Origin of the sequence: Rhizobium sp. YTUHZ044 (genome assembly GCF_051123975.1) — a bacterium.
Taxonomy (GTDB): Bacteria; Pseudomonadota; Alphaproteobacteria; order Rhizobiales; family Rhizobiaceae; genus Rhizobium.
Map to the genome: position 1 here is coordinate 3,729,168 of NZ_CP101426.1, position 26,065 is coordinate 3,755,232.

Annotated in this window: 23 protein-coding genes and 1 pseudogene; 11 read left to right on the top strand and 13 right to left on the bottom strand. The window is 61.1% G+C overall.

What is annotated here, in order from left to right; genetic code table 11:
* Window positions 1-100: 100 nt before the first annotated feature.
* The 4 genes from rpsU to NL154_RS18340 all read left to right on the top strand — a co-directional run bounded on the left by rpsU (window position 101) and on the right by NL154_RS18340 (window position 3,940).
* Window positions 101-313, top strand: coding sequence for a 30S ribosomal protein S21 (gene rpsU / locus NL154_RS18325; RefSeq protein ID WP_003585885.1), 213 nt, complete (start codon window positions 101-103; stop codon window positions 311-313).
* A gap of 134 nt (window positions 314-447) precedes the next feature.
* Window positions 448-1,314: a tetratricopeptide repeat protein gene (locus tag NL154_RS18330; protein ID WP_210629821.1), complete on the top strand. Its 867-nt coding sequence runs from the start codon at window positions 448-450 to the stop codon at window positions 1,312-1,314.
* Window positions 1,315-1,745: 431 nt separating this feature from the next.
* Window positions 1,746-3,398, top strand: coding sequence for a sensor histidine kinase (locus tag NL154_RS18335; protein ID WP_434733160.1), 1,653 nt, complete (start codon window positions 1,746-1,748; stop codon window positions 3,396-3,398).
* A 59-nt stretch (window positions 3,399-3,457) separates the two neighbouring features.
* On the top strand, window positions 3,458-3,940 hold the full coding sequence (locus tag NL154_RS18340; protein ID WP_221146392.1) for a DUF992 domain-containing protein: 483 nt from the start codon (window positions 3,458-3,460) through the stop codon (window positions 3,938-3,940).
* Between the two features lie 31 nt (window positions 3,941-3,971).
* Here the strand turns inward: NL154_RS18340 and NL154_RS18345 are convergent, their stop codons facing one another.
* The 6 genes from NL154_RS18345 to NL154_RS18370 all read right to left on the bottom strand — a co-directional run bounded on the left by NL154_RS18345 (window position 3,972) and on the right by NL154_RS18370 (window position 10,875).
* Window positions 3,972-5,366: an NAD(P)(+) transhydrogenase (Re/Si-specific) subunit beta gene (locus NL154_RS18345; protein WP_210629818.1), complete on the bottom strand. Its 1,395-nt coding sequence runs from the start codon at window positions 5,364-5,366 to the stop codon at window positions 3,972-3,974.
* A gap of 7 nt (window positions 5,367-5,373) precedes the next feature.
* Window positions 5,374-5,772, bottom strand: a complete 399-nt coding sequence (locus tag NL154_RS18350) for a proton-translocating transhydrogenase family protein (RefSeq protein WP_003582338.1) — start codon at window positions 5,770-5,772, stop codon at window positions 5,374-5,376.
* Window positions 5,772-6,920, bottom strand: a complete 1,149-nt coding sequence (locus NL154_RS18355) for a Re/Si-specific NAD(P)(+) transhydrogenase subunit alpha (protein WP_221146391.1) — start codon at window positions 6,918-6,920, stop codon at window positions 5,772-5,774. The genes NL154_RS18350 and NL154_RS18355 overlap by 1 nt, the downstream gene beginning before the upstream one ends.
* A 309-nt stretch (window positions 6,921-7,229) precedes the next feature.
* On the bottom strand, window positions 7,230-7,454 hold the full coding sequence (locus NL154_RS18360; RefSeq protein ID WP_011426827.1) for an aa3-type cytochrome c oxidase subunit IV: 225 nt from the start codon (window positions 7,452-7,454) through the stop codon (window positions 7,230-7,232).
* 223 nt (window positions 7,455-7,677) lie between these two features.
* Window positions 7,678-8,430, bottom strand: coding sequence for an N-acyl amino acid synthase FeeM domain-containing protein (locus tag NL154_RS18365; protein ID WP_210629816.1), 753 nt, complete (start codon window positions 8,428-8,430; stop codon window positions 7,678-7,680).
* Between the two features lie 141 nt (window positions 8,431-8,571).
* Window positions 8,572-10,875: a putative bifunctional diguanylate cyclase/phosphodiesterase gene (locus NL154_RS18370; RefSeq protein ID WP_210629815.1), complete on the bottom strand. Its 2,304-nt coding sequence runs from the start codon at window positions 10,873-10,875 to the stop codon at window positions 8,572-8,574.
* A gap of 327 nt (window positions 10,876-11,202) precedes the next feature.
* On the opposite strand from NL154_RS18370, the gene NL154_RS18375 reads away from it, so the two are divergent.
* Window positions 11,203-11,742, top strand: a complete 540-nt coding sequence (locus tag NL154_RS18375; protein ID WP_210629814.1) for a TRAP transporter small permease subunit — start codon at window positions 11,203-11,205, stop codon at window positions 11,740-11,742.
* Window positions 11,743-11,762: 20 nt separating this feature from the next.
* A complete protein-coding gene (locus tag NL154_RS18380) occupies window positions 11,763-13,256 on the top strand; it encodes a TRAP transporter large permease (RefSeq protein WP_221146390.1) in 1,494 nt (497 codons plus the stop codon).
* Window positions 13,257-13,337: 81 nt separating this feature from the next.
* Here NL154_RS18380 and NL154_RS18385 read toward each other — a convergent pair whose 3' ends face one another.
* Window positions 13,338-14,444, bottom strand: coding sequence for a TRAP transporter substrate-binding protein (locus NL154_RS18385; RefSeq protein ID WP_434733161.1), 1,107 nt, complete (start codon window positions 14,442-14,444; stop codon window positions 13,338-13,340).
* Between the two features lie 289 nt (window positions 14,445-14,733).
* Between NL154_RS18385 and NL154_RS18390 the strand changes: the two genes are divergently transcribed.
* Entirely contained in the window at window positions 14,734-15,513 is a 780-nt protein-coding gene (locus NL154_RS18390) for a gamma-glutamyl-gamma-aminobutyrate hydrolase family protein (RefSeq protein ID WP_434733162.1), read from the top strand.
* Between the two features lie 92 nt (window positions 15,514-15,605).
* Here NL154_RS18390 and NL154_RS18395 read toward each other — a convergent pair whose 3' ends face one another.
* The 3 genes from NL154_RS18395 to NL154_RS18405 all read right to left on the bottom strand — a co-directional run bounded on the left by NL154_RS18395 (window position 15,606) and on the right by NL154_RS18405 (window position 18,253).
* Window positions 15,606-16,571: a 2-hydroxyacid dehydrogenase gene (locus NL154_RS18395; RefSeq protein WP_434733163.1), complete on the bottom strand. Its 966-nt coding sequence runs from the start codon at window positions 16,569-16,571 to the stop codon at window positions 15,606-15,608.
* Window positions 16,572-16,598: 27 nt separating this feature from the next.
* On the bottom strand, window positions 16,599-17,621 hold the full coding sequence (locus NL154_RS18400; protein ID WP_020922290.1) for a LacI family DNA-binding transcriptional regulator: 1,023 nt from the start codon (window positions 17,619-17,621) through the stop codon (window positions 16,599-16,601).
* A gap of 119 nt (window positions 17,622-17,740) precedes the next feature.
* A complete protein-coding gene (locus NL154_RS18405) occupies window positions 17,741-18,253 on the bottom strand; it encodes a MarR family winged helix-turn-helix transcriptional regulator (RefSeq protein WP_210629809.1) in 513 nt (170 codons plus the stop codon).
* A gap of 85 nt (window positions 18,254-18,338) precedes the next feature.
* On the opposite strand from NL154_RS18405, the gene NL154_RS18410 reads away from it, so the two are divergent.
* From NL154_RS18410 to cysE, 4 genes are all read left to right on the top strand, one after another.
* Window positions 18,339-19,127, top strand: coding sequence for a creatininase family protein (locus tag NL154_RS18410; RefSeq protein WP_210629808.1), 789 nt, complete (start codon window positions 18,339-18,341; stop codon window positions 19,125-19,127).
* Between the two features lie 145 nt (window positions 19,128-19,272).
* Complete coding sequence (locus tag NL154_RS18415) at window positions 19,273-20,352, top strand: CobW family GTP-binding protein (protein ID WP_221146387.1); 1,080 nt, start codon at window positions 19,273-19,275, stop codon at window positions 20,350-20,352.
* Window positions 20,352-21,341 carry a WD40 repeat domain-containing protein gene (locus tag NL154_RS18420; protein WP_221154517.1) on the top strand — a complete coding sequence of 330 codons (990 nt, stop codon included), beginning with the start codon at window positions 20,352-20,354 and terminating at the stop codon, window positions 21,339-21,341. The genes NL154_RS18415 and NL154_RS18420 overlap by 1 nt, the downstream gene beginning before the upstream one ends.
* Window positions 21,342-21,660: 319 nt before the next feature.
* On the top strand, window positions 21,661-22,482 hold the full coding sequence (cysE, locus tag NL154_RS18425; RefSeq protein ID WP_210629805.1) for a serine O-acetyltransferase: 822 nt from the start codon (window positions 21,661-21,663) through the stop codon (window positions 22,480-22,482).
* A gap of 97 nt (window positions 22,483-22,579) precedes the next feature.
* Here cysE and NL154_RS18430 read toward each other — a convergent pair whose 3' ends face one another.
* From NL154_RS18430 to NL154_RS18440, 3 genes and pseudogenes are all read right to left on the bottom strand, one after another.
* The gene (locus NL154_RS18430; protein WP_210629804.1) at window positions 22,580-23,557 is read right to left on the bottom strand and encodes a phosphodiester glycosidase family protein; all 978 of its coding nucleotides are present in this window, start codon (window positions 23,555-23,557) and stop codon (window positions 22,580-22,582) included.
* A gap of 141 nt (window positions 23,558-23,698) precedes the next feature.
* Window positions 23,699-24,853, bottom strand: coding sequence for a GGDEF domain-containing protein (locus NL154_RS18435; RefSeq protein WP_210629803.1), 1,155 nt, complete (start codon window positions 24,851-24,853; stop codon window positions 23,699-23,701).
* A 110-nt stretch (window positions 24,854-24,963) separates the two neighbouring features.
* A pseudogene (locus NL154_RS18440) lies at window positions 24,964-25,988 on the bottom strand (serine hydrolase domain-containing protein).
* Window positions 25,989-26,065: the final 77 nt, after the last annotated feature.

Sequence of the window (26,065 nt, forward strand, 5' to 3'; positions counted from 1 at the left end):
GCATCACCAATCGCAAGGCCGCGGCCGCGCGAACGTTATATTTTTGCCCCTGGCGCTGCGCTGCCTCAGGCATCAACCAAACCAAAGGAACGTGATTCTCGTGCAGGTACTTGTCCGCGATAACAATGTCGATCAGGCTCTCCGCGCTCTCAAGAAGAAGATGCAGCGCGAAGGCATTTTCCGCGAAATGAAGATGCGCGACTACTACGAGAAGCCGTCGCAGAAGCGCGCTCGCGAAAAGGCCGAGGCTGTTCGCCGTGTTCGCAAGCTGGCCCGCAAGCGCGCCCAGCGCGAAGGCCTGGTCGCACGCTAAGCGTTGCCGTCGTTTTTTCGACGTTTTCAGATGCATTGTGGCGGGGGCGATGGGTTCGCCGCCGCCTTTTTAGTTTGCCGCTGAAGATCGCATATCCAGATATCGGATATGCCGCATGGGGAAAGCGAGCCCGAATGGCTGATACCACCTTCAATCCGTCCCGCGCTTGGCGCTTTCAGAAAACCGCATTCCTGCCGGCCTTGACGCTGGCGGCCATGGTTGGCCTCGCCGGCTGCGAGACGACCAACACGACGGATGCCGTAATCCGCATCGACAAGGCGCAGGGCTCGGAAGAAAACATCGCGTCGCTGACGGCCGTTATCAACGCCAATCCGAGGGATCCCGAAGGGTATAATGTCCGCGGTTCAGCCTATGGCCGCGGCGGCCAGTTCCGTCAGGCGCTAAATGATTTCAACACTGCATTGCAGATCAACCCGCGCTTCTTCCAGGCCTATGCCAACCGCGCGCTCGTCTATCGCAACATGGGCCAGCAGCAGCAGGCGATTGCCGACTACAATGCCGCCCTGCAGATCAATCCGAGCTACGACGTCGCCTATATCGGCCGCGGCAATGTCTATCGCATAGCCGGACAGGACGATGCAGCTTTCAACGATTTCAGCAAGGCGATCCAGCTCGGCACGACCGATGGCCGCGCCTATCACAATCGTGGCCTGATCTACCAGAAGCGCAACCAGCAGGATAAGGCAATCGACGATTTCTCGAAGGCCATCTCGCTCGCGCCGAATTCGCCCGAGCCCTATAATGGCCGCGGCATCTCCTATATCGCGCTGAATGACGACGACAACGCGTTTGCCGATTTCAATCACGCGATCGATCTCAACGGCAACATCGCCGAATCCTGGGCCAACCAGGCTCTTGTCTACGAACGCCGCGGCGACAAGGCAAAAGCTGCCCGCTCCTATCGCCATGCGGTCGGACTTGACCCGAAATACCAGCCGGCCCGCGATGGTCTCGCCCGAGTCGGCGCTCCAGCCGGCTAAGGATGTGAATTGGGGCGGCCGGAACATCGGATGCCCCCAGAACCTTGGCGTTGCAGGAAAATAAATCTCCGGCAGAACCGCTTTATCGATGACCGGCCCCGGTGCGCGTGCAGCAACGGGTGGCCAGAGTAAGCCGTCATGAAGGCGCCGCATCGCTTTGAAAAGAGGGACGGAAAAACCGCCGCCGGCTTCGATGGCATGTCATAGTATGTTGCAACCTGCTTTTGCTCCCCCTAACATGTGGCTGCTTCGATAGCCCGCTATCGGGGTGTGCGAAAACACGTTGAGGGCGGTTTGCGAGAGATGCGGATCTTTGCTTTCCTGACCGCAGACGAAATTGTTGCGGACAGCGCGCACAGCAGCGCCGCGCGTCCTTCAAGACGCACGAGGGACGCGGCAATACCGGGACTTGTGGCGGCGGCGCGCAATAAATGAAGATCGTCGCACTGTTTTTTCCCAAAGCTTCGATCGGCACCTATCTGGTTGCCATGGCGGTGGCGATCGCGCTGCCGATCTTCGCCTTCGTGGCGCTGCTTCTGCTGCAGCTGGAGGACAACCAGCGCTCGACGCTGAAGCGCGAGACGGCGCAGGACGCGCTTGCCCTTTCGCGCATCATCGATCGCCAGCTTCAGGACATGGCGACGACGCTGCGGCTGCTTTCGAGCTCTCCTGAACTTGAAAACGGCGATCTCGCCTCCTTCCACGAGCGCACGGAAACGGCTCTGCGGAACAATGCGCTCTATGTCCTTGCCGTCGACCGCAATGGCCAGCAACTGCTGAACACGCGCCGGCCTTTCGGCACGCCGCTCGAAAAGACGGCAAACATCGCCGCGCTCGATGCCGCAATGAAATCCGGCCAAATCGAGGCGTCCGATGTTTTTCACGGCAGAACCAGCGGCGAGTGGGTCTACAACGTCACTTTGCCAAGGCAGGGCGATCCTGTCGCCGCCCTCATCATCACCCAGGACGCCAGGGATCTCGGCCGGCTGGTGACGACCCAAGGTCTTGCCCCCGGTTGGTCGGCCGCCGTCATCGATCAAAGCGGCCACGTGGTTGTTGCCGCCGGTCCCGCCGCCCTCAAGCCTGGCACCCCCTTCGATCCGCGCATCCTGCCGGCGCTTAGCTTTTCCCGGGGTGTTTTCGAAGACAAGGCGATCCTGCCGCACATGCTCCTCGGTTACGCACAGATTCCTGGCTGGTCGTGGAAGACGGTGATCTGGGGGCCGGTGGCGCAGGCGTCGATTCTCAGCACCTGGCGTTTCCTCATCATCGGCGGCGTCGCACTCGTGCTCGTCGCGATCCTGGCCGCCTATGCTGTCGCCAGGCAAGTCCGCAGCACCATCCGCGAGATTGCCGACATGGCGAACCGCATGGGCGAAGGCCACATCGTCTCGCCCGTTGAAACGAGCGTCATCGAGGCGAACCAGGTGGCGATCGCTCTTTCGAACGCCTCATTCGATCGCAGCCAGACCGAGGACCGGTTGCGCTTCGTCATGCATGAACTCGTCCACCGCACCAAGAACCTTCTCACGCTTGCTCAGGCCATGATGCGCCAGCTTGCCAAACAGGCCGAAAGCGTCGAAACCTTTCAAGCCGCTGTCGCCGACCGCCTGGAGGGGCTGGCGCGTTCGATCGAGCTCCTGACCAGCGAGCAATGGGGAGGCGTGTCGCTAAGGCGCGTTATCGACATCCACCTCCAGGCCTTCCCGCATGCGCGCGAACAGATCGAGGTCAGCGGTGAAGATTTCGTGCTGAAGCCGGATGCAGTGCAGAATCTTGGCCTTGCCCTGCATGAGCTCGCCACCAATTCGGTGAAATATGGTGCGCTTTCCGCCCCGCAGGGCCGCGTCCGCTTCGACTGGCACGATGTCGGGGATGAAGACAAGCCGGATGCCCTGCTCCGCTTCACCTGGGAGGAGCGCGGCGGCCCGCCGGTCACAGAGCCGTCGCGCTCGGGTTTCGGCACGACCGTCATCAAGGCGCACGCCGCCTCGGCCTTCCGCGGTACGGTAGAGATCGATTTCCGGCCAGAAGGCCTGTTATGGGTTCTGACAGCTCAGCGCTCCACGCTGGAGCGGGAATAACTCAGGAACAATCGCAACCTCAACCCGTTTCGAACAGGTCGTTCACAAGGAGACGGACCATGTTCAAGCAAACGATGACGGCCGCCGTGGCTCTGACGACGGCCGCCTGGGCAAGCCCGGCGAGCGCGGAAAATTATGTGACGCTTGGCCGCCTGGTCTGCGGATCGGATGGCGGTCAGGGTCTGATCGTCACCTCACAGAAGAACCTCATCTGCACCTACACGCCGGCAGCCGGCGGCGCCAAGGCAGTCTATGCCGGTAAAATCGAGAAGTTCGGCCTCGATATCGGCCAGACGGGCAAGAGCGTGATGATCTGGCAGGTCCTGGCAAAGACCGGCACCGACATGCCACAATTCGCCCTTGCCGGCGAATATTACGGTGTCGGCGCTGATGCGAGCATTGGCGCCGGCGCCGGCGCCAAAGTGATCGCCGGCGGCACCAACAAAGCTTTCATGCTGCAGCCGCTGAATGTCCAGGCCCAGGAAGGGCTGAACCTGGCGATCGGCGTAGAGAAGATGACGCTGGTGCCGGGCGAGATATGAGAAAGCCGCCCCAAAAGGGCGGTTCATCAGCTCAATGCGCGATCGCCTTGTTGATATCCTCGGTCATTTTCTTGGCGTCGCCGAGCAGCATCATCGTGCCGTCCTTGTAGAACAGGGTGTTGTCGATGCCGGCATAACCCGAACCGAGCGAGCGCTTGACGAACAGGCAGGTCTTGGCCCGATCGACGTCGAGGATGGGCATGCCGTAGATCGGCGAGGTCTTGTCGTCACGCGCTGCCGGATTGGTGACGTCATTGGCGCCGATGACATAGGCGACGTCGGCCTGGGCAAATTCCGAATTGATATCCTCGAGCTCGAAGACCTCGTCATAGGGAACATTGGCTTCGGCCAGCAGCACGTTCATATGGCCGGGCATGCGGCCGGCGACCGGGTGGATAGCATATTTCACCTCGACGCCGTTCTTCTTCAGATTGTCGGCAAGTTCGCGCAGCGCATGCTGGGCCTGGGCGACCGCCATGCCGTATCCCGGCACGATGATGACCTTCGAGGCATTCGCCATCAGATAGGCTGCATCCTCAGCCGAGCCGAGCTTGACGGTCTTGTCTGACGTATCGGCCCCACTCGACGCCGTCTCGCCACCGAAGCCGCCGAGAATGACGGAAATGAAGGAGCGGTTCATCCCTTTGCACATGATGTAGGACAGGATGGCGCCTGAGGAACCGACGAGCGCGCCGGTGATGATCAGCGCCAGATTGCCGAGCGTGAAGCCGATGCCGGCCGCAGCCCAGCCTGAATAGGAATTGAGCATCGAGACGACGACGGGCATGTCGGCCCCGCCGATCGGCACGATCAGCAGGACACCGAGCGCCAGCGACAGTGCCACGACCGCCCAGAAGTCGAAGTGGCTTTCGGTCGCGGCAAGGCCGATGATGAAGAGCACGATCAGCGCCAGCAGGGTTGCATTGATCAGGTGCCGGTAGGGCAGCAGGATCGGCTTACCGGACATGCGCCCGTCGAGCTTCAGGAAGGCGATGATCGAGCCGGTGAAAGTCAGCGCCCCAATCGCGACGCCCAGCGCCATCTCGATGCGCGCCTCGGTGTGGATATGGCCGATATCGCCGATGCCGAAGGAAGCGGGCGTATAAAGCGCGGAGGCGGCGACCAGCACGGCGGCAAGGCCGACCAGCGAATGGAAACCGGCAACGAGCTGCGGCATCGAGGTCATGGCGATGGTGCGGGCGACATAGGCGCCGACGCTGCCGCCGATGGCAAGGCCGAGGACGATCAGCACGAAGCCGGCGAAATTGGGCATCGCCAACACTAGCGTCGTCAGGATGGCGATCCCCATGCCGATCATGCCGTAGAGATTGCCCTTGCGGCTGGTGGCCGGGTGCGACAGGCCGCGCAGCGCCAGAATGAAGAGGACGCCGGAAACGAGGTAGAGGAAGGCTGCGATATTGGTCATCGGTCCCTCACCTGTCTTTCTTGCGGTACATCGAAAGCATGCGCTGCGTGACCAGGAAGCCGCCGAAGATGTTGACCGAAACCAGCACCAGGGCGACGAAGCCGAAGCCGGTCGCAAGTCCGCTTGTGGAGATGCCGACCGCCAGCAGCGCGCCGACGACGATGACCGAGGAGATCGCGTTAGTCACCGCCATCAGCGGCGTATGCAGCGCCGGCGTCACCGACCAGACGACGTAATAGCCGACGAAAATCGACAAGACGAAGATCGCCAGCTGAAAGACGAAGGGATCAATTGCCCCGCCCGTTGCCGCACTTGCCGCTTCCGGGGCATGCGCGGCTGCAGTGGCGACGGCCGTCACGGCGTCGTTTAACTGCTGCAGGGCTCTGTCCATTGCTTCGCTGGCCATCATATGTCTCCCTTCTTCGCACCGCCGAAGGCGGGATGAACCACGTCGCCGGCATAGGTCAGCATCGTTGCCTTGACGAGCTCGTCGTCGAGGTTGACGACGACCGCCTTCGTTTCCTTGTTGACCATCGTCTCGAGGAAGGTGACGAGGTTCTTGGCGTAAAGCGCCGAGGCGCTGGCCGCGACCCGGCCCGGCATATTCGCAAAGCCGATCACGCTGACGCCGTCGACGTCGGCGACCTCGCCGGCGACGACACCCTCGATATTGCCGCCGCGCTCGACCGCGAGGTCGACGGCGACCGCACCTGGCTTCATAGAGGAAAGCATGGCGCGCGAGACGAGCCGCGGCGCCGGCCGGCCGGGAATGAGAGCCGTGGTGATGACGATATCCTGCTTGGCGATATGTTCGGCGACGAGCGCCGCCTGCTTCGCCTGATAGTCTGCCGACATTTCCTTGGCATAACCGCCGGCCGTTTCCGCTGCCTTGAACTCCTCATCCTCGACAGCAATGAATTTGGCGCCGAGCGAGGCAACCTGCTCCTTGGCGGCCGGGCGCACGTCGGTGGCCGAGACCGCAGCACCGAGGCGGCGCGCCGTCGCAATCGCCTGGAGGCCGGCAACGCCGGCGCCCATGACGAAGACCTTGGCGGCCGGCACCGTGCCTGCCGCCGTCATCATCATCGGCATGGCGCGATCATAGACCGCCGCGGCCTCGATGACGGCCTGGTAGCCGGCGAGATTGGCCTGAGAGGAGAGCACGTCCATCGACTGGGCGCGGGTGATGCGCGGCATCAGCTCCATGGCGAAAGCCGAAAGCCCGGCGCTCGCGAGTGCCGCAATCGCCTCCTCATTGCCGTAGGGGTCCATGATCGCGATGACGACGGCGCCGCTCTTATAACCCGCGATTTCCGATGGGCTCGGGCGGCGCACCTTCAGCACCACGTCGGCCGAGGCGGCATCGGCAAAACTGCCGATTCTCGCGCCGACGGCCTCGAACTCGGCGTCCGGAATGCGCGAAGCCGTACCGGCGCCGGCTTCGACGACGACATCGAAGCCGAAACTTTTCATCTTCTTCACGGTCTCGGCGGAAGCCGCGACTCGCGTCTCTCCGTCCGTGACTTCCTTTGCAACGAAAACAATATTGCCCAACTGCCCCCTCCTCCGGGTCAGCCAGACCGCCGCAGGCTCGCCTGCGCAGGCCAAGCACCTAGAGCAATTCCAGGAAAGTGCGAATCGGTTTTCCGTCCGGAATTGCGTAAATCCAAAATGTTAGAGCGGTTCTGCGCTTCGGTGAAAAGCTGAACCGCTCTAATTCACAAAGCTTCGGAGAAGCCTCCCCTCCCCTTAGAGCGCCGTGCGTCCCCCTCCGGACGCACAAAGACGCTGCAACTCCCTCAGTCGACACATCGTGTTTGCTGAAAGTCAATTGCGATTTTCAGGCCGATGCGCCAGCCGCGATCAGCGGAACAGGAAGATGCCGGCGGCGAGAAGAACGATGAAGACGAAGAGGCCACCGAGAAGGCCGGCGCCGCCGAAGAAACCGGCGGTCATCGCCAGCAGGAGAACGACGAGAAGCATCGTGCCGTATTTCGTGCCGGCAATGAACATGTTGTAGGTCTGCTCATGTTCCTTGTAATCCATCGGCGCGCCGGTCTCGACCGGTCCGGTATGATGTTCGGCCATAAATATCGTCTCCCTGAAATGCTTTTGCGCTGCCTGATTCCCTCTTACGCCGAGGGAAGTCCCTGCCTGCAGGAATTACACAATGACAGGCGAAAGCGCAATGCATGAGAATGCCGCAGCCGCGGTTCCAAACCACCTTCTTCCGCAAGGAAAAACGTGAGGGCGTCGGCTGCGGATTTTGTTACCGCTATATGACTTCTCCTCATTCGCAGAGCAGGAGAAATTACAGCGGCAGGTCGGTGCCGAATTCACCTTGCGGCACGAAGCGCGCCGTCGGGATGATGGTAAGCGGCGGCAGCGTATCGTGGGGAGTGCGCGAAAACATCATGCGCTGTTCGCTGGCGCTGGAGATGAAGAAAGGATAGCGCGTCAACAACTTGCGCCCCACCTCCACCACATTCGTCGCCATCAGCGTGACATCAACCCCGTAACTCTCCGCCAGTCGGCCGGGCACGATGGTATCGGCATAGAAGACCCGCTTGTAGAAGGCAGCATGCGGGGGCCGGACGGACTGAATAACGCGGTCAGCCCGGAAATACGCTGCCGCGACGATGGCAGGTCTCAGCGTCAGATAGGGAACCCATGGCATGTTGGCGGTGAGCTCCGGATCGGCTGCGAAACGCGCCGGGTCGATCAAGGTCAGCCCCGCGTCCAAAAGCTCATCCATCGCCTCGGGAAAGGCCTCTCCGGATCGGCTGATACGATGCTCCGGCGTCACATAATGAATTCGGATCGTACTGACCAGTTCGCCATAATAGTAGAGACCGAAGATATAAGCATGGCTGTCGAAATCGACATCGTCCAATAGGCCTTCCGGGGCAAGCGACAGCGCGCCGTGGGCCTTGTAGGCCTTGTAGCGCAGCCGCTCCACCTCCTCCATGTCTTCGCTGCTTTCGACACGGCGATATTCGACGTGATCGAGAATTTCCAAAATTTTCGTACTGAAATCACTACGCGTGAACAGTGTGTCTGACATATTTTGATCCACTCGTTAACGGATCATTAATCATATGCCCGCGAGATTTAGGCAAGGAAATCCGATAATTCGGACCATTTATAAAGTATTAAGGTTAACGGCGGGGGAGTGTGACAAGGAAAATAGGCGGCTGCCGAGTGCTCAGGCGACCTTGTTGCGGCGACGTTGGACGACGCGGCGGCCGACGCCCTGTTGCAGAAGCGGGATGTTCTGGGAAGGCACCGGCTGCGAGAAAACATAGCCCTGCACCAGATCGGTGCTGCGGTGTTTGTTGAGCAATGCGAGCTGCTCTTCGGTCTCAACCCCCTCGATGACGATCTTGAGGCCGAGTTCCCTAGCGAGGTTGACCGTGCCGCGCAAGAGCTTGAGGCGACGGGTATCCTCGACGATATTACGCACGAAAGAGCGGTCGATCTTGACGATATCGAGCGGCAGCGTGTCGAGATAGCTGAGGCTGGAGAAGCCGGTGCCGAAATCGTCGATCGCGATGGTGATGCCGCGGGCTCTGAGTTCCGCCAGGATGGCGCGCACAGCCTGCGGCTCGTCGATCAGGCAGCTTTCGGTGACTTCGAGATGCAGCCGCGCCGCGTCGAGCCCGGAATTGGCAAGCGCGTCGGCGACCACCGACAGAATGTCGGCATCGCGCAAATCCCGTGCCGAGAGGTTGACCGAGACGGCGATGTGCTCCGGCCAGGTCATGCATTCGCTGCAGGCCTTGAACAGCACGAAACGGGTGATGTCGGAGATGATGCCCATATCCTCGGCGAGCCGGATGAAGACATCAGGCGGAATTGAACCCTTCTCCGGATGCACCCAGCGCGCCAGCGCCTCGGCGCATTCGATGCGCGAGCCGTCAGACCGGAACATTGGCTGAAAGACGAGATGCAGCGCCTGCGCCGTGACCGCCTCGCGAAGGTCTGCTTTCAGCTTCTGCTGCTCGATATAGCGCCCGTCCATCTCGCGTTCGAAGCCCGATATACCGCCCCTGAAGCGCGACTTGCTCTCGAACAGCGCAAGATCCGCCTTGACGCTCCATTCGTCCATCGCAAAAGCGGAACTTTCGAGAATGGCGTAACCAGCACTGAGCGAAATGAGGAAGGTCAGTTCATCGACCTCAAAATGGCCTTGGATCGCAGCGTGCACGCGACGGATCTCGAGGTCGAGTGAGGCTGGCTCCTTCGCATGCGGGAAGAACAGGATGAACTGGTCGCCCATCAGCCGGCCGAGGATGGCGTTGCCACAGACCTGTTTGATGCGGGCGGCGATGGCGCAAAGCAGATGGTCGCCGGTGACGTGACCGCGCATGTCGTTGACATGTTTGAACTCGTCGATATCGAGCACCATAAAGCCAAGCGGCCCCGATTTCCTCGGATGTTTGGCGAGATACTCCTGCACCAGCTGGCCGAAATATTCGCGGTTCGGCAGGCCGGTCAGCGCATCGAAGCGGACCATGTGCATGATCTTCTGCTCGGCTTTCACACGGCTGGATACGTCTTCGAAGATCAGCACTGCGCCGCCGTCAGCCCTGCGGCTGGCGGAGAATTCGAGCGACAGGCTCTCGGGAAAATGAATGAGCGTGCGCGACAGGTTGCCTTCGGCCACCTGGGTGAGCTGGCGCAGAATGAGCTCCGGCTGTGAGGCGTCCATGAAGCTGTAGCGTGCGCCATAGCGCAGCACGGCGCCAAGATCGCGGTCCTTCAACCGCTCCGGCGCGCCGATTTTCAACAGTTCGCAGGCCTTGCGGTTGACGACCTGGATGCGGTTTTCGGCATCGACCATCACGAGGCCATGCGGCATGTTGTTGAGCGCCGTGTCGAAACGGTCGGCGATGATGGTGATTTCCCGGCGCGCGATAACATTCTCATACAGAAACTCGCGCACGCCGTTCGCCATCGCCCGCGTCGTCAGCCAGAACGGGATGAGAAAGATCGACAGCACGCCGCGATAGAAGTCCAGCGCCAGCAGGCTGCCGACGATCATCGGCAGGCAGCAGAAGGCCGTCTGGAGGTCGACCGCGAAACGCGAGCCGTAGTTGCGCCCGACAACGGAAACCATGGTCGCCATGGTGACGGAAATGCAGGCAAGCTCCGCAAAGGAATCGTGCACGACGAAGATAGCGTAGCCGCTGGCGATGCCGAGGAGTGCGGTGGTGCAGGATCCGGAGGCAACAAGAATCCTCTCCCAACGTTCGATCCCGGCGCGCGACAGGCTCTGCTTGTCGATACGATCGAACTGCCGGAAGATGGCCATGCGAGCGCTGAAGACCAGAAGGAAGGCGACCGACAGCAGGATGTAGATGGAGTACTGTGTCTTGGCAGCCACTGCAAGGCACGTGGCGACATGGACGATCACGCCGACAAGAAGCGTCATGCGGTTCCCGGAAAGGGAGCTCACAAACGACAAATACACATCAATAGGGACCCTGTTCGGGTTATCTGGCTTCATCCACACTTTCCCTGTGCGCGGGGATTCTAAGCCCAACCCTTTAAAAATTGATTTCAATCGAATCAAACATTTGGTCAAATTTTCTAAAACCAACGGATGAACACCACAGCTTACGCGAGATAATGCATCCTGCTGGCGAGAACTGGAAAATAATTTATCCACGCCTGGGTTGTTAAAACATCGGCGAACCATACAGGCCGCCCGTTGCGACTTAGACTATGCTCTAACGCGAAGCATTTATCCTTCCAATTTCAAAAGCCGTGGTCTACACCGATTCCAAAGAGGGAAAGCTGCCGAAAAATGGCAGGACAAGAACAAGGGAAACGAATGTCGAGACTTCTGGCGGCAAGCCGGCTGATTGATTCGGTCAGTCGGATCATGGGCAAACTTTCCGAATATATGGTCCTGTTCTGCTGTCTCATCAGCGCCGGTAATGCCATCGTCCGCTACACCTTCAACTACAGTTCGAACGGTTGGCTTGAGATCCAGTGGTACCTCTTCGCCTTCGTCGTCATGCTCGGCGCCTCGCATGCGCTGCGCAACAATGAGCACGTTCGTGTTGACCTGATTTATGGCGCAGTGTCCGACAAGGCGAAGATCTGGATCGACATCGTCGGCCTCATCCTGTTCCTCATTCCCGTCTGCGTGTTCCTCACCTGGCTCTGCTGGCCCTTCTTCGCGCTTTCCTATCGGCAGGGAGAAATATCGGGCAATGCCGGTGGGCTGATCCGCTGGCCCGTCAAGCTGATCCTCGTCGCCGGCTTCGCGCTGCTTTCCCTCCAAGGCGTTTCCGAGCTGATCAAACGGATCGCGGCGCTGACCGGCCACATCAGCATCGACACCAAATACGAAAAGCCGCTGCAGTAGCGCTCCCGGGAGGAACGGATTTGTTTGATTTCGGCATCATTCCGCCGGCCATGTTCCTGGGCATGGTCATCTTCATGCTCTATGGCTTTCCGGTCGCCTTTTCACTCGCCGCCGTCGGCCTGTTCTTCGGCATCATCGGCATCGTCACCGGTCATTTCAGCGAAGCCTTTCTGCAAGCGCTGCCGCTGCGCTTTTTCGGCATCGTCTCCAACGACCTCTTGCTCGCCATTCCCTTCTTCACCTTCATGGGGGCGATATTAGAACGCTGCGGCCTTGCCGAGGATCTGCTCGAAGGCACCGGCAAGCTCTTCGGCGGCGTTCCCGGCGGCCTCGCCTATGCGGTCATCCTCGTCGGCGCCGTGCTCGGCGCCATCACCGGCACGGTAGCCGCCTCCGTCATTACCATGGGGGTGATCTCGCTGCCGATCATGCTGCGTTATGGCTACAGCCCGCGCCTTGCCACCGGCGTCATTGCCGCTTCGGGTACAATCACCCAGGTGATCCCGCCCTCGCTCGTGCTCGTCGTCCTCGCCGACCAGCTCGGCAGATCGGTCGGCGACATGTATCTCGGCGCCATCGGCCCCTCGATCCTGCAGGTGACGATTTTCGTGCTCTTCATCCTGGTGATGTCGATCATCCAGCCGAAATCGATGCCGCCGCTGCCGAAAGAGGTGCGCGGTGACTTCAACTGGGCGCTTTTAGCGAGGGTGCTGATGGGCATGGTGCCCTCGATCGTGCTGATCTTTCTCGTGCTCGGTACGATCTTCATGGGTCTTGCGACGCCGACGGAAGCCGGCGCGCTCGGCGTCGTCGGCGCCATGGCCCTGGCAGCCATGAACCGCCGTCTTACCTGGCCGCTGATCCGCGAAGCAATGACATCGACCACCCATATTACGTCGATGGTGGTGATGATCCTGATCGGCTCCACCTGCTTCAGCCTGGTCTTCCAGGGCATGGATGGTTCGCGCTGGATCGAGCACATGCTGTCGGGGATTCCCGGCGGCCCGGTCGGTTTCCTGATCTTCGTCAACATCTTCATCTTCGTGCTCGCCTTCTTTCTCGATTTCTTCGAGATTGCCTTCATCGTCATCCCGATGCTCGCCCCCGTAGCCTCCAGTCTTGGGATCGACCTGATCTGGTTCGGCGTGCTGATCTGCGTCAACATGCAGACCAGCTTCATGCATCCGCCCTTCGGCTTTGCGCTCTTCTACCTCCGCTCGATCGCCAGCAAGGACGTCAAGACCTCGGATATCTACATGGGCGCCCTTCCCTGGGTCGGCATGCAGATCATCCTCGTGGCGATCGTGATTTTCTGGCCGCAGTCAGTCACCTACTGGCTGGATCATGGCCCCAAGGTCGATCCGAACTCGATCAAGATCGAAGTCCCCGGCTTCGGCGGCCAGCTCGGCCTGCCCCCGGTGGGCGGCGGGGGCAACGGCTCGCCGCAGATTCCGGGCCTGACCCTGCCGCCGCTGAACGGCCTGCCGGGCGCCCCGCCGGCGCCAGCCAAATAGCCAAACAAAAACAAACCCCGGATCAATGATCCGGGGTTTTTCTTGCATTCGCCTAAAGCGTCGATGTCGGTCGTGGAAAGCCTAAAGCTTCCCGGCCCGCTGCTGGATCATCATGAATGTATCGAAGGTGTATTCCGAAAGCTGCATCCAGAGATAGGCGTCGCGCTTGAAGGCGGTCTGGTCCTCGTAGATCTTCTTGAAATACTGGTTGTTGGCCGAAATTTCGCCGTAGATGCCCATTGCCGCCTGGAAGCAGGCTTCCATGATCTCCTGGCTGAAGGGGCGCAACGTCGCACCCTCCGCAACGAGCTGTTTCAGCGCCGTCGGATTCTTCATGTCGTATTTCGCCAGCATGTTGGTGTTGGCGAAGGCGCAGGCGTCGGCGAGCGCTGCCTGATAGTGCTTCGGCAGGTTGCTCCACTTTTCCAGGTTGAAGAAGGCGTGCACCGTCGGGCCACCTTCCCACCAGCCCGGGTAATAGTAGTATTTCGCCACCTTGTGGAAGCCGAGCTTCAGGTCGTCATAGGGACCGACGAACTCGGCCGCATCGATCGTGCCCTTTTCGAGCGCCGGGTAGATGTCGCCGCCGGCAATCTGCTGCGGGACGACGCCGACCTTCTCCATGATGCGTCCGGCAAGGCCGGCAATGCGCATCTTCACACCCTTCAGATCGTCAAGCGTATTGATCTCCTTGCGGAACCAGCCGCCCATCTGCGCGCCGGTATTGCCGGCCGGCAGGGCATACATGCCCTGTGTGGCGTAGAACTCGTTCATCAGCGTATTGCCATTGCCCTCGTAGAACCAGGCATTGGTCAGGCGGCTGTTCAATCCAAACGGGATGGCTGTTCCGAAGGCATAGGCCGGATCCTTGCCGACGAAATAATAGGAGGTGGTGTGTGCTGCCTCGACGGTCCCTGCGGCCACCGCATCGACAGCCTGCAGGCCCGGCACGACTTCACCGGCCGCGAAAGGCTGGATCGTGAAATTACCGTTGGTGGCGGCGGCAACATGCTTGGCGATGTCTTCCGCACCGCCATAGATCGTGTCCAGGCTCTTCGGAAACGATGACGTCATACGCCATGCGATCTTCGGATTCTCCTGCGCGATCGCAGGCGCTGCCAGCGCCGTTGCGGCAACCGCTCCGGCGCCGGCGGTTCCCGCCTTCTTGAAAAACGAACGACGATCCATCAAAAAACCTCCCGTATAGATGGCACTGCGCGGCCAATCCATCCCTACCCGCAGCGAGGGCAGAGCTAAGCATGGAGGGGGCCGCGATTCAAGCTTTAGTCTATTAGCCTTTGGCATCAGGATAGCAATAGGGAGCGCGCGCGGCGCCCATCAAAATCAGCAGCTTAGCGCGGGCGCCGGAACCGCGACGCCGTTTGCGGCGCAATTGGTCGTCGGACAAAGCCAGGCGTTGACTTCACGACCGTTCTGGCGGCAAAAACGACGAGCAGAAGATTTTACCGGTGCAAAGATGACGAAACCGATCATTGCCATTCCTGCCGATATCCGCAGCTTCGACGGCGCGACCTGGCATGCCGTACAGCATCAATATCTCAGTGCCGCATTGAATGCGGCCGGCGTCATGGCCTTCGTGATCCCCGCCTTCGAGGCAGGCTATGATCCCGACGCGGTGCTCGACCGCGTCGATGGTCTGCTGGTATCAGGCTCGGCCAGCAATGTGCATCCCTCGCTTTACGGCGCCGAGGCGACCGACCGGGACGGCCCCTTCGACCCGGCGCGCGACGCCACCAGCCTGCCGCTCATTCGCCGCGCCATCGACCGCGCCATCCCACTGCTTGCCATCTGCCGCGGCATTCAGGAACTGAACGTCGCTCTCGGCGGCTCGCTGGCAAGCGAGATCCATGAGCAGCCCGGCATCTGGGACCATCGCCGGCCGGAGGGCGTCGACCGTGACGGCATGTATGCCATCCGCCAGACCGTCCATGTCAAGGAAGGCTCCTGCATATCAGGCATTCTCGGCCCGGGCGATATCCGCGTGAATTCGCTGCATCGCCAGGCGATCGCCAGAACCGCAGCGCGCCTGCAGGTGGAAGCCACCGCCGAAGACGGCACGGTGGAGGCAGTATCCGTTATCGATGCCCGGGCCTTCGCCGTCGGCGTACAATGGCATCCGGAATATTGGGCCGAAACCGACAAGGCGTCGAACAAGCTGTTTGCCGCCTTCGGCGACGCCGTCCGCAGCTACGCCGCCAGAAAACTGGCGGTTGTCGCCGCGCAGGCGATCGCCTAGCGCATCGGCCGACCGTCGGTGCCGATTTCCGGAAAGCACGAGCGTCCTTTGTGCGTCCTCAAGCACGCATGGTATCTCAGAGGCAGCCGAGCTCAGTCTCGCTTCGCCTTTTGCGGTGTCTCCGGCACCGGCGTCAGCGCCGCCCCCACCTCGAACCAGGCGACGAGATTGTCGGCGACCAGATCGGCCATTGCCATGCGCGTGGGCACGGAGGCCGAAGCAACGTGCGGCAGCAGCACGGCATTGGCCGCTTCCAGCAGGCCGGATGGGACGCTCGGCTCTTCGTAAAAGACGTCGAGGCCGGCCGCACCGAGCGCGCCTGATGCGAGGGCGGCACTCAGCGCCTCTTCGTCAACCGTCCAGCCGCGGCCGACATTGACGAGAATTCCGTTCGGACCGAGAGCGGCCAGGATATCGGCATCGATCGTCTTATGCGTCTGCGGCGTTTTCGGAACGATGGCGATCAGCGTGTCCACCGCCTCCGCCAATCCCTTCAACGTCGGGTGATAATCATACGGTGCATCCGGATGGCGCGAACGCGTGTGATAACTGATCTTCACCTTGAACGGCTCCAGCCGTTTAGCGATCTCGACGCCGATGCGGCCAAGGCCGTAGAGCCCGACATGACGGCCCTTGAGCGAAAAGCGTGACAGCGGATAAGCCGTGCCCGGCTTCCAATTGCCCTGACGCAGCCAGGCTTCGGCCCGCGGCAGCTCGCGAATGGTGTTCAGGAGCAGGCCGATCGCCGTATCAGCAACCTCGTCGTTCAGAACGTCTGGCGTATTGGTGACGACGATACCCTTTTCCGCCGCACGCTTCACATCGATGCCGTCATAACCGACGCCGAAACTGGCGATCACGTCGACGTCAGGCAACTGGTCCATCCAGGCGCCGGGAAAAGCGCCGGAGACGGCGACGCCGCGGATGCGGCCGGCGGTGTCGCTGTCGAGCGCTAGCTTTTCCTCGCGGGTGACAGCGATGATCTCAAAACGATCCTTCAGCCTTTCGAGAACACGCTCGTGTATCTTCCCAGGAACGAGAATGGCGATGCGGGACATGGCTTTTCCTCTTGGACGGGGGCTGGTTCAGGCGCGGGGCCGATGGGGACTGGTCGACTGGCGGATGCGCATTTCCGGCTTGATGAGATGCATGCCATCCGGTTCGTGGCTGCCGGCAAGACGATCGAGAAGCGCGCGCGCAGCCAGGCGGCCGACTTCGGTCTGGCCGTTCCAGACGGTTGTCAGCGCCGGCGTGGCGATCGAGGCCTCCTCGAGATCGTCATAACCGGTAACGGAAATATCCCGGCCCGGCACCAGGCCGGCGCGGGCAATGCCGTTCATCAGACCAATCGCGACGAGGTCGTTCCAGCAGACGGCCGCCGTCGGTTTCTGCGGCAGCGAGAGGAAATGTACCGCCGCCTCGAAACCGCCCTGCTTCGAGCGGGGCCCGGGAATGCGCAGGTTCGGATCGACTTCGATGCCCGCCTTGCGCAGGGCATTGACATAGCCCTGGTAGCGGTCGCGGCCGGTGGATGTCTGGTCCGTACCGCCGATCATGGCGATTGAGCGGTGACCGAGACCGATCAGGTGGTTGGTGGCGAGCGAGATGCCATAGCTGTCGTCACCGCGATAGGTCGGCAGCTCCAGACCGTCCATCGAGCGGGCGACCAGGATCGCCGGCATGCCGTTCTCTTCCGCCAGTTGCAGATCTTCCGGCGGCGTACCGATTGCTGGAGACATGATGACGCCGTCGCCGCCGAGCTGCAGCAGCGTCTCGATGAAGGTGCGCTGCTTTTCGACATTGTCGTAATGGTTGGAAAGAATGAAGGTGTGACGGCTGCGATCGAGCTCGCTTTCGATCGCCTTCAGAATCTCCCCGTAAAATGGGTTCATGATATCGTGGACGACGACGCCGATGATGCCCGAGCGCGAGGTGCGCAGGCTGGCGGCGCGGCGATTGTAGATATAGCCGAGCGCGCGCGCCTGCTCCTTGATCTTCTCCCGCGTATTGCCGGCGACGAGCGGACTGTCGCGCAAGGCGAGCGACACGGTCGCCGTTGAGATGCCGAGCGTCTCGGCGATTGTCGAAAGCTTGATCTTCTGGACCACGTGTCCTCCTCCAGGCAGCACGCAAGGCAGCAAGAGACCACGCCGGAAACGGCGCCGCCCTTAAAATGTTTAATTAAAAGATTTAACCGGCGGAGGCAATTCGTCTTTCAGGGGAAATTTCAGTCTTCGTCCGGCTCTTCGATGGCCTGCGCTTCGGCCTGCAGATTGGCGTCGATCGCCTTCAGCAGACGAACCAGATTGCGGATTTCCTTTTCTGAAAATTCCTGCGTCGCCAGCCTGTCGCAGGCCGAGGCCGCCATCTCGATCGCCCGCACGCTGTCACGGCCCAGCGCAGTGAGATAGACCTTGGTGAGGCGTGCATCCTCGGCATCGGGCTTGCGCTCGAGAAACCCCTGCGCCTCCATGCGACCGATTGTGCGCGTCATCGTCGGCGCTTTCACGCCGAGCTTTTGCGCAAGACCGCCCGCTGTCATGCCGTCGCTCTCGGCAAGCGAGAGAATGACGCCGTCCTGGCCGGCATAGAGACCGCTTTCGAACAGGTTGCGCGAGAGCACCGTGCGCATGGAACGGGCCGCCTGGGTGAGCGCCGGAGAAAGATCGACGAGCGTGTACTCCGTCTGGTCCTTCTTCTTGGACTTGCTCTTCTTGCCGTCCTTATGCTTCTTTCCCATAGCCATCCCTTTGATCTTTAAGCCCCGACGCCACTGCGCTATGACATTGCCCATGATCTCGTCATAAACAAGAGGCAACGACCGGATGATGACGCCTTCGCCCCGTTTCGAGGACAGCGGCTCGGTCTGCGCCCCTGCCGGGCGCCATCCGATCGCCGTACTGCCGCTTGGCGCCCACGAGCAGCACGGCCCTCACTTGCCCTTCGAAACGGACACGCTGATTGCCGAAGGCATCGCCGGACGATTGAAGATGGCCCTGCCCGCCGGCCTACCCGTTACCTTCCTGCCCGCCGAATCGGTCGGATATTCCATAGAGCATATGGATGTTGAAGGAACGAAGACGCTTGCCTTCGAAGAAGCGGTCAACCGCTGGCTCGGCATTGCCGAAGGGTTGGCGAAGAGAGACATTCGCAAATTCGTGATGCTGAACGCCCATGGCGGCAATTCGCCTCTGATATCAGTCGTCGCGACCGAGGCGCGGGTCCGCTTTGCCATGCTGGCGGTAGCGACGAGCTGGACCCGCTTCGGCCTGCCGGATGGCGTGATCCCACTGGCAGAAAAGGCGATCGGCATCCATGGCGGCGATATCGAGACCTCGGTGATGCTGGCGCTTCACCCCGACAAGGTAGACATGGCAAAGGCTGAGGATTTTCCCTCGCGGCAGACGGAATTCGCCACCCGCTTCAAGCACCTGCGCGCCTACGGCCCGCATGCCTTCGGCTGGAAGATGTCGGATATCAATGAACAAGGCGTGGCGGGCAATGCCGCGGCTGCGACGGCTGAAAAGGGCGAGGCGCTGATTGCCCATGCGGTGAAGGGGTTGGTGGAATTGTTGGAGGATGTCGATGCCTTCGACGTCAGCGCACTGAGTTGAAGAGGGATCATCCGCATCGGCCGGCAACGTGATCTTATAACATATAAAATCCTTTGAACTGCCGTGCCCATGCCATTATATGAGACCAACCGTTCAAGCGGCCGATCCCTAGCCGCTCGGCCGTACGCCTAATTTAGAGGTTCTCATGACCGACGCGATCTCCACCCAGAAGCCTATTCCCGTCACTGTGCTCACCGGTTATCTCGGTGCGGGAAAGACGACCTTGCTCAACCGCATCCTCTCCGAAAACCACGGCAAGAAATACGCGGTCATCGTCAACGAGTTCGGCGAAATCGGCATCGACAACGACCTGATCGTCGAGTCGGATGAAGAAATCTACGAGATGAACAACGGCTGCGTCTGTTGCACGGTGCGCGGCGACCTGATCCGTGTCGTCGAGGGCCTGATGCGCCGCCCCGGCCGTTTCGACGGCATCATCGTCGAGACGACAGGTCTCGCCGATCCGGTACCGGTCGCCCAGACCTTCTTCATGGACGACGACGTTCGCGCCAAGACCGAGCTCGACGCCGTCATCGCCCTCGTCGACGCCAAGCACCTGCCGCTGCGCCTGAAGGACAGCCGTGAGGCCGAAGACCAGATCGCCTTCGCCGACGTCGTCGTCATCAACAAGAGCGACCTCGTTACCCCGGAAGAGCTCGATGTGATCGAAGACATCGTCCGCGCCATCAACCCGGCCGCCCGCGTCTACAAGACCAGCCGCTCCGGCGTCGATCTCGCCCGCGTGCTCGATCAGGGCGCCTTCAACCTGGAGCGCGCGCTCGAAAACGATCCGCATTTCCTGGAACACGGCCATGACGACCACGTCTGCGGCCCGGATTGCGATCATGATCACGACCACCACCATCACGATCATGGCCATGATCACGACCATCACCATCATGGTGCGATGTCGGCGATCCATGATGTGACGGTGCAGTCGGTGTCGCTGCGCGGCGGCGAGATGAATCCGGAGCGCTTCTTCCCGTGGATTCAGAAAGTCACCCAGGTGCAAGGCCCGAACATTCTTCGCCTCAAGGGCATCATCGCATTCAAGGACGATCCCCAGCGTTACGTCGTCCAGGGCGTACACATGATCATCGAGGGTGATCACCAGCGTCCGTGGAAGGATGGCGAGAAGCATGAAAGCCGTCTCGTCTTCATCGGCCGCGATCTCGACCGCGAAAAACTCGAGGCTTCCTTCAAGGCCTGCGAGGCAGCCGCCTGATGCCGACAGTTGCGCCGCTTGATCTCGACGGCCACGTTCTGGCCGTCGAATTTTTGGGTGATGTCCCCTTCTTCGCAAGCGCAAACGGTACGTTTCACCGGCTGGATGGCGGCGAGAAGGTTTCAGAGGCCCATCAGGGCATGCTCACCGCGATCCGCGATCCCTACAGCGAAAGCCTGATCTCCGGCGGCGAGGATGGCAAGGTCCTGCGCATCGCCGCCGACGGCAGCGTCAGCGAGCTCGCGACCGCGCCGCGCAAGTGGATTTCTCAGGTCGCGGCCGGCCCGCAAGGCGCCATCGCCTATTCCTACGGCAAGAGTTCGCTCGTGCGTCTTGCCGACGGCACGACCAAGGAATTCGCTGAGGAGCGCACCGTCGAAGGAATCGCCTTCGCGCCGAAGGGTCTGCGCATCGCCGCCGCCCGTTACAATGGCGTGTCGCTCCACTGGGTCGGCATGAGCGCCAAACCGGTCGATCTCGAATGGAAGGGTGCGCATACCGGCGTGACCTTCTCGCCCGACGGCAATTTCCTCGTCACCTCGATGCAGGAAAACGCCTTGCATGGCTGGAAGCTCGACAGCAAACCCGGCGCGGAAGCCCGGCACATGCGCATGACCGGCTACCCCTCCAAGGTGAAATCCCTCTCCTGGTCGGTCAAGGGCAAATGGCTCGCCTCCTCGGGCGCGCCGGCGGCCATCGTCTGGCCGTTCCAGGGCAAGGACGGGCCGATGGGCAAGGCGCCGCTGGAGCTCGGCACTCGCGCCAACATCATGGCGACGTCGGTGAAGTTCCATCCGCTGGAGGATATCCTTGCCATCGGCTTCGTCGATGGGATGATCCTGGCTGTGCGCATCGCCGACAGCAAGGAAGCGCTGCTTCGCCGCCCCGGCAAGGGCGCGATCACGGCGATGAGCTGGAGCAGGGACGGCAAGCTGCTTGCGTTCGCCTCGGAAGCCGGCGATTGCGGTGTCGTCGACATTTCGGCATGAGGCTGCGTTACCCGCAATGGCCGATGCCTTGACGGAACCTAAAATCGTCGCACTTGGCGCCGACCAACTACGAGCGGCGGTAAGGATTCGGCCTGTCACTCTGTGGGAGCCGCTGCCCGCTGCAGACGCCTGGGAAAGAAGAGCCTGACGTGCTCTTTCATTCGCGCGCCGGCTTCCGAAGCCGACGCCTGCCTGAACGAACTGGCTAGAAGATCGGATGCCAAGGCTTTAGAATATCGGGCTTGCCACTGTCTTGGCCAGAGGAAACATAAAAATCCGCGCAGCGATCACCTGGGCGTGACGGACGGAGGAAACGCCAATGCCGGAATCGACCGGCCTCGGTTTGGCCGAGCCACAGGCTCAGTCCCTCGATAGCGTATCCGCCGTCTGGGCCGTGATCCGCGCCGAGGCGAACGAGCTTGCGACGCGCGAGCCGATATTGCGGCGGCTGCTTGCCGAGCAGGTGACGGACGCTGCCGGCAGCCATGAGATCCTCGCCCGCGTGCTAGCCGCGCGGCTCGCGGTGGCGCAAGTTGAAACAGGCGATCTGTTGGATCTCATCCTGTCTGCGCTTGATGACGACATCATGCGGAAAGTCGAGGCCGATCTCGCCGCCGTACGCGAGCGCGACCCGGCCTGCACGACGTTTCTGCACGCGCTTCTGAACCTCAAAGGCTTCCATGCGCTGCAGACCCATCGCATCGCCCATGCGCTCTGGAACGGCGGCCGCCCGGAGATTGCCACCTGGCTCGCCAATCTGGCCTCGCTGGTCTTCGGCCCCGATATCCATCCGGCAGCACGGATCGGCGCCGCCATCATGCTCGACCATGGCTCGGGCATCGTCATCGGTGAAACGGCTGTCATCGAGGACGAAGTGTCGATCCTCCAGAACGTCACGCTAGGCGGCACCGGCAAAGAGACGGGCGACCGTCATCCGAAGATCCGCCACGGCGTGATGATTGGCGCCGGCGCCAAGATACTCGGCAATATCGAAATCGGCGCCTTCAGCAAAATCGCCGCCGGCAGCGTCGTGCTGAAGCCGGTTCCCGAACATTGCACGGTCGCCGGCGTGCCGGCCGCTGTCGTTCGTATCCATCGCGGCGATGAGATCCCGGCCGAGACGATGGATCAGAATATTTAGCGCAAATCCTCCGATCGATGAATCGATTGCGATGTGACGACGGAGCTCGAATGCCGGCGGAGACGACAGGTATTGTTCTTGCGGCTTTGCCCTCAAACTATCTCCGCTCGACCGTCAAAACCATCGGCATGGCCCAAGTGGCCTGAAGAATCGGCCAACGTAGCAATTTGACGTTGTCATCCTCGACCTGCGCCTCCCATCGCGCATAAAATTTCTGGCTATACCCGTTCAGCCGAACGCTGCGGTGCGCGAGGGGTCCGCCGTCAAGGTTAAGGGCGACCTTGAGATCAAGTGGCGACGCCTTGAGAAATTCCGCCAACCGATCGAGAGAAAAGAACGCCTCCTTCGTCGTGCCGATCACGATGCGATCTGAGCCATCCTTGGCGACAAAGGTTCGATTGGCCAGCCAGCGGCTTTTCACATTCACATGAGTCTGACCATCGTCGCCGATCAGGAGCGGATAAGAAACCATCGCATTCGTCGCCCCGGCGAAGGCGCTTCCCCAATCTTGATGGGTCAGGTCACGGATGTCGGCGGAGGCAGCGTCCGCGATGAAGGCGCCTGCCTTCGCATCATACTGCTGGGGACCCATCGCTACACCCTCACTGATGAAGGGCGTGTCGGGCCGGCCATGCATGTCGTAGTAGCTGCCATTGACGATCAGCACGGCCTTGGGCAAGGCATGTTCCCATTCGTCAATGCCCTTAACACCCTGTGACGCATTGTGGACGACGAAGCGGAAGCGCGCCGGATCAATTCTGCTGAGGAAAATGCGATCGACTTCACGACCATTGGCAAGCACCGGCAGCTCCGCCACCTCGAAGCCAATTTCAGGTTCTTGCCAGGCCAGCGATCCCGGCTGCACGGCCGGAACCGGGCTCTTCAACGCCAATTGCATCGAGGCCGATAGCCGCTCATCGTCAGGCTTAACGGTGATCCAGTAGGTTCCGCCACGGCGCAATATCGTGTTGAACCCATAAACGCCGGCGACCTGCCAGAGCCAACCGGCGCCGACAACAATCATAACGACAAAAGCTGCCGTCAGCCCGAATAGGAGCTTGCGAATTACTGACATCAAATTCTCTATGAGCAAATAGTCGGGTTCAGTATGCGACGCGATGGTTCGCCCTGCGCAAATGCGATTTCAAGTGAGGCTTTTCTACGACGTCCAAATACATCAAAGGCGGCACCTAGGCTTCGCCGATAAGTACGGCCCTTAGGCAGCCTGCTGATTTTCTCCGAAGGCTTCGACGCGGTTGCGACCTTCACGCTTCGAGCGATAGAGCGCCTCGTCGGCCTTGTGTACGAGCCGTTCGAATTCTCCGCCGCCTTCCCGCGTGGCGACGCCGATGCTCAGCGTCGGAAAGACGGCGAGATCCTGCCGCTGCGTGACGGCGGCGGCGAAGTCGAGACGGATGCGCTCGGCAATCGCCACCGCATCTTCCTGGGAGAGGTTTTTCAGCACCGCCAGGAACTCGTCTCCGCCTTGCCGGGAGAGCAGATCGTTTGAGCGCATGATGCCTTTACAAATGCTGGCGAAAAGCCGCAGGATCTCGTCGCCGGCGGCGTGGCCATGCCTGTCGTTCAGCTGCTTGAAATGGTCGATATCGATGATCAGCAGCGATATCGGCCGGGAAGCGAGAGCGGGCAAATGCTGGGCAAGGCCGCCCCGATTGAGTGCGCCGGTCAGTGGATCGTGATGGGCGAGTTCGGTCAGCTGATTGCGGCTGCGCTCGGCTGCCATCAGCACCATGGCCATGCTGCGCAGCATGATGAAAGCCACCGCCGATACCCCCATCCAGCTATGGACCACGCTGCCGCCGAATGGATCCGGCCCGCCGATCTCGCCGGTCGCAGCAAGGATGCTGCGGACCGCAAAGATCATGGCGGTGCAGACATAGAGGCCGATGAGCAGACCGGCGGAATAGAGCTTCTCGCGGCGGACAATGCTGATCGCCTCCCCTGCGACCGCAAGATCGCACAGGCTGCAGATGACTGAGACGTAAAGAAGCCTTGCCGAGACCGCTGCGGGATCGCTGACGATCAGCACGACGGGAACGCTGACGAGAGAGATGGCAAGCCAGAAGGTGCGCTGGTCGAGAACCCGTCCCGAAAAGACGCGCACGGCAAAAAACATCAGCATATAGCCCGCGACGGTGACGATATTGCCGCCGTCGACCGAGACCGCGTAGGGAACGAAATTGCGCAGCGCCACGAGGAAGGAACCGACGCCGACGAAGAGGTTGCTCAAGCCCCACCAAAGCGGCCACCTCTCGAAGCGGCCTGTTGCATAGGCTGCAAGCTGGAGAATCCCCAGCACGAAGCAGCTTACGGCAACGATGAAATAGATCGTCCTGAGATCCAGTAGCATGGCGCTTTTCCGAAGTTCTGGTGGCGGAACCTACAGCAAGGATTTTGCGGTTTGATTGGAGCCTTCGTTAAAACTTGAACGATCGGTGGTTTTCCCTGCCGCCGCCGTGGTCAAGCCGCCCGCACCGTGCCGATGATGTCGGCCAGCAGATCGTGCAGCAAATCCCGGTAGCCGTTTCGGGCCGAGGGACCGCTCTCTTCCGAGGTCATGACGACGGTCAGATCGAGCGACGGCACGATGTAGAGCATTTGGCCGCCATAACCCCAGGCGAAATGCACCTGCTCGCTGCCGATCTCACGCGTGAACCAGCCATAGCCATATTCGTCGCCGGAGAAGCGTGAATTGGTACGGCGCTGCCAGGATTGCACGATCCAGTCGGCAGGCACCACCTGCACTCCCTCCGTCGTACGCCCGCCATTGCGATAGAGCTCGCCGAAGGCAAGCAGGGACCGGGCGCTCATCGCCATCTGATTGCCGCCGAGATAGATCCCCTGCGGGTCGCGCTCCCATGCGCCGATGCGGAAACCCTCGATTGGGCCGAGCCATTCGCGCGCCAGCGCCATGGTCGACCGGCCGCTGACCTTGGTCAGAATGGCCGAAAGCAGATGCGTGGATGCGGTGGAATAGAGCATCTCCCCACCGGGCTGGTCGACGAAAGGCTGCGAAAGGGCAAAGCGCACCCAGTTGCGCGAGGAGACCCAGCGGCCATAATTCGGCCCGGACATACGGTCGAGCCCCGCCTGCATGGAGAGAAGATTGCCGATAGTGATGTCGTTGAGGCGCGGATCAGGCGATGAAGGAAGATCGGCTTCAGGATCGGCGCGATCTTCTGGTCCGGCCCATCAAGCAGTCCTTTGCCGATCGCGATACCGACAGGCGCCGAAATGATCGATTTCGAAGCGGATTTGATATTGGTCGATTCCGACGGCGAATGACCACGGAAGGCGCGTTCGGCGAGCACGCGTCCCTCACGAGCGACGACCACCGTCTTGAGCGGTCGCAGCGCCGGATCGGTCGCCGCTTGGTCGAGACGCGGACCAAGCCCGGCGGCGGATGCCGTGCCCTGGGCAGACGCCTGGCCTGTTGCGCCAAACGGCAGGCAGAGAAAAAGGAGAAGGGAAAAAATACGGATCATGCGGCACATGATAGGATATCGCAGCGGCATCGCATGCCCTATGGCACTTCTCACGCGATCGTGTCTGCTGGTGAGCC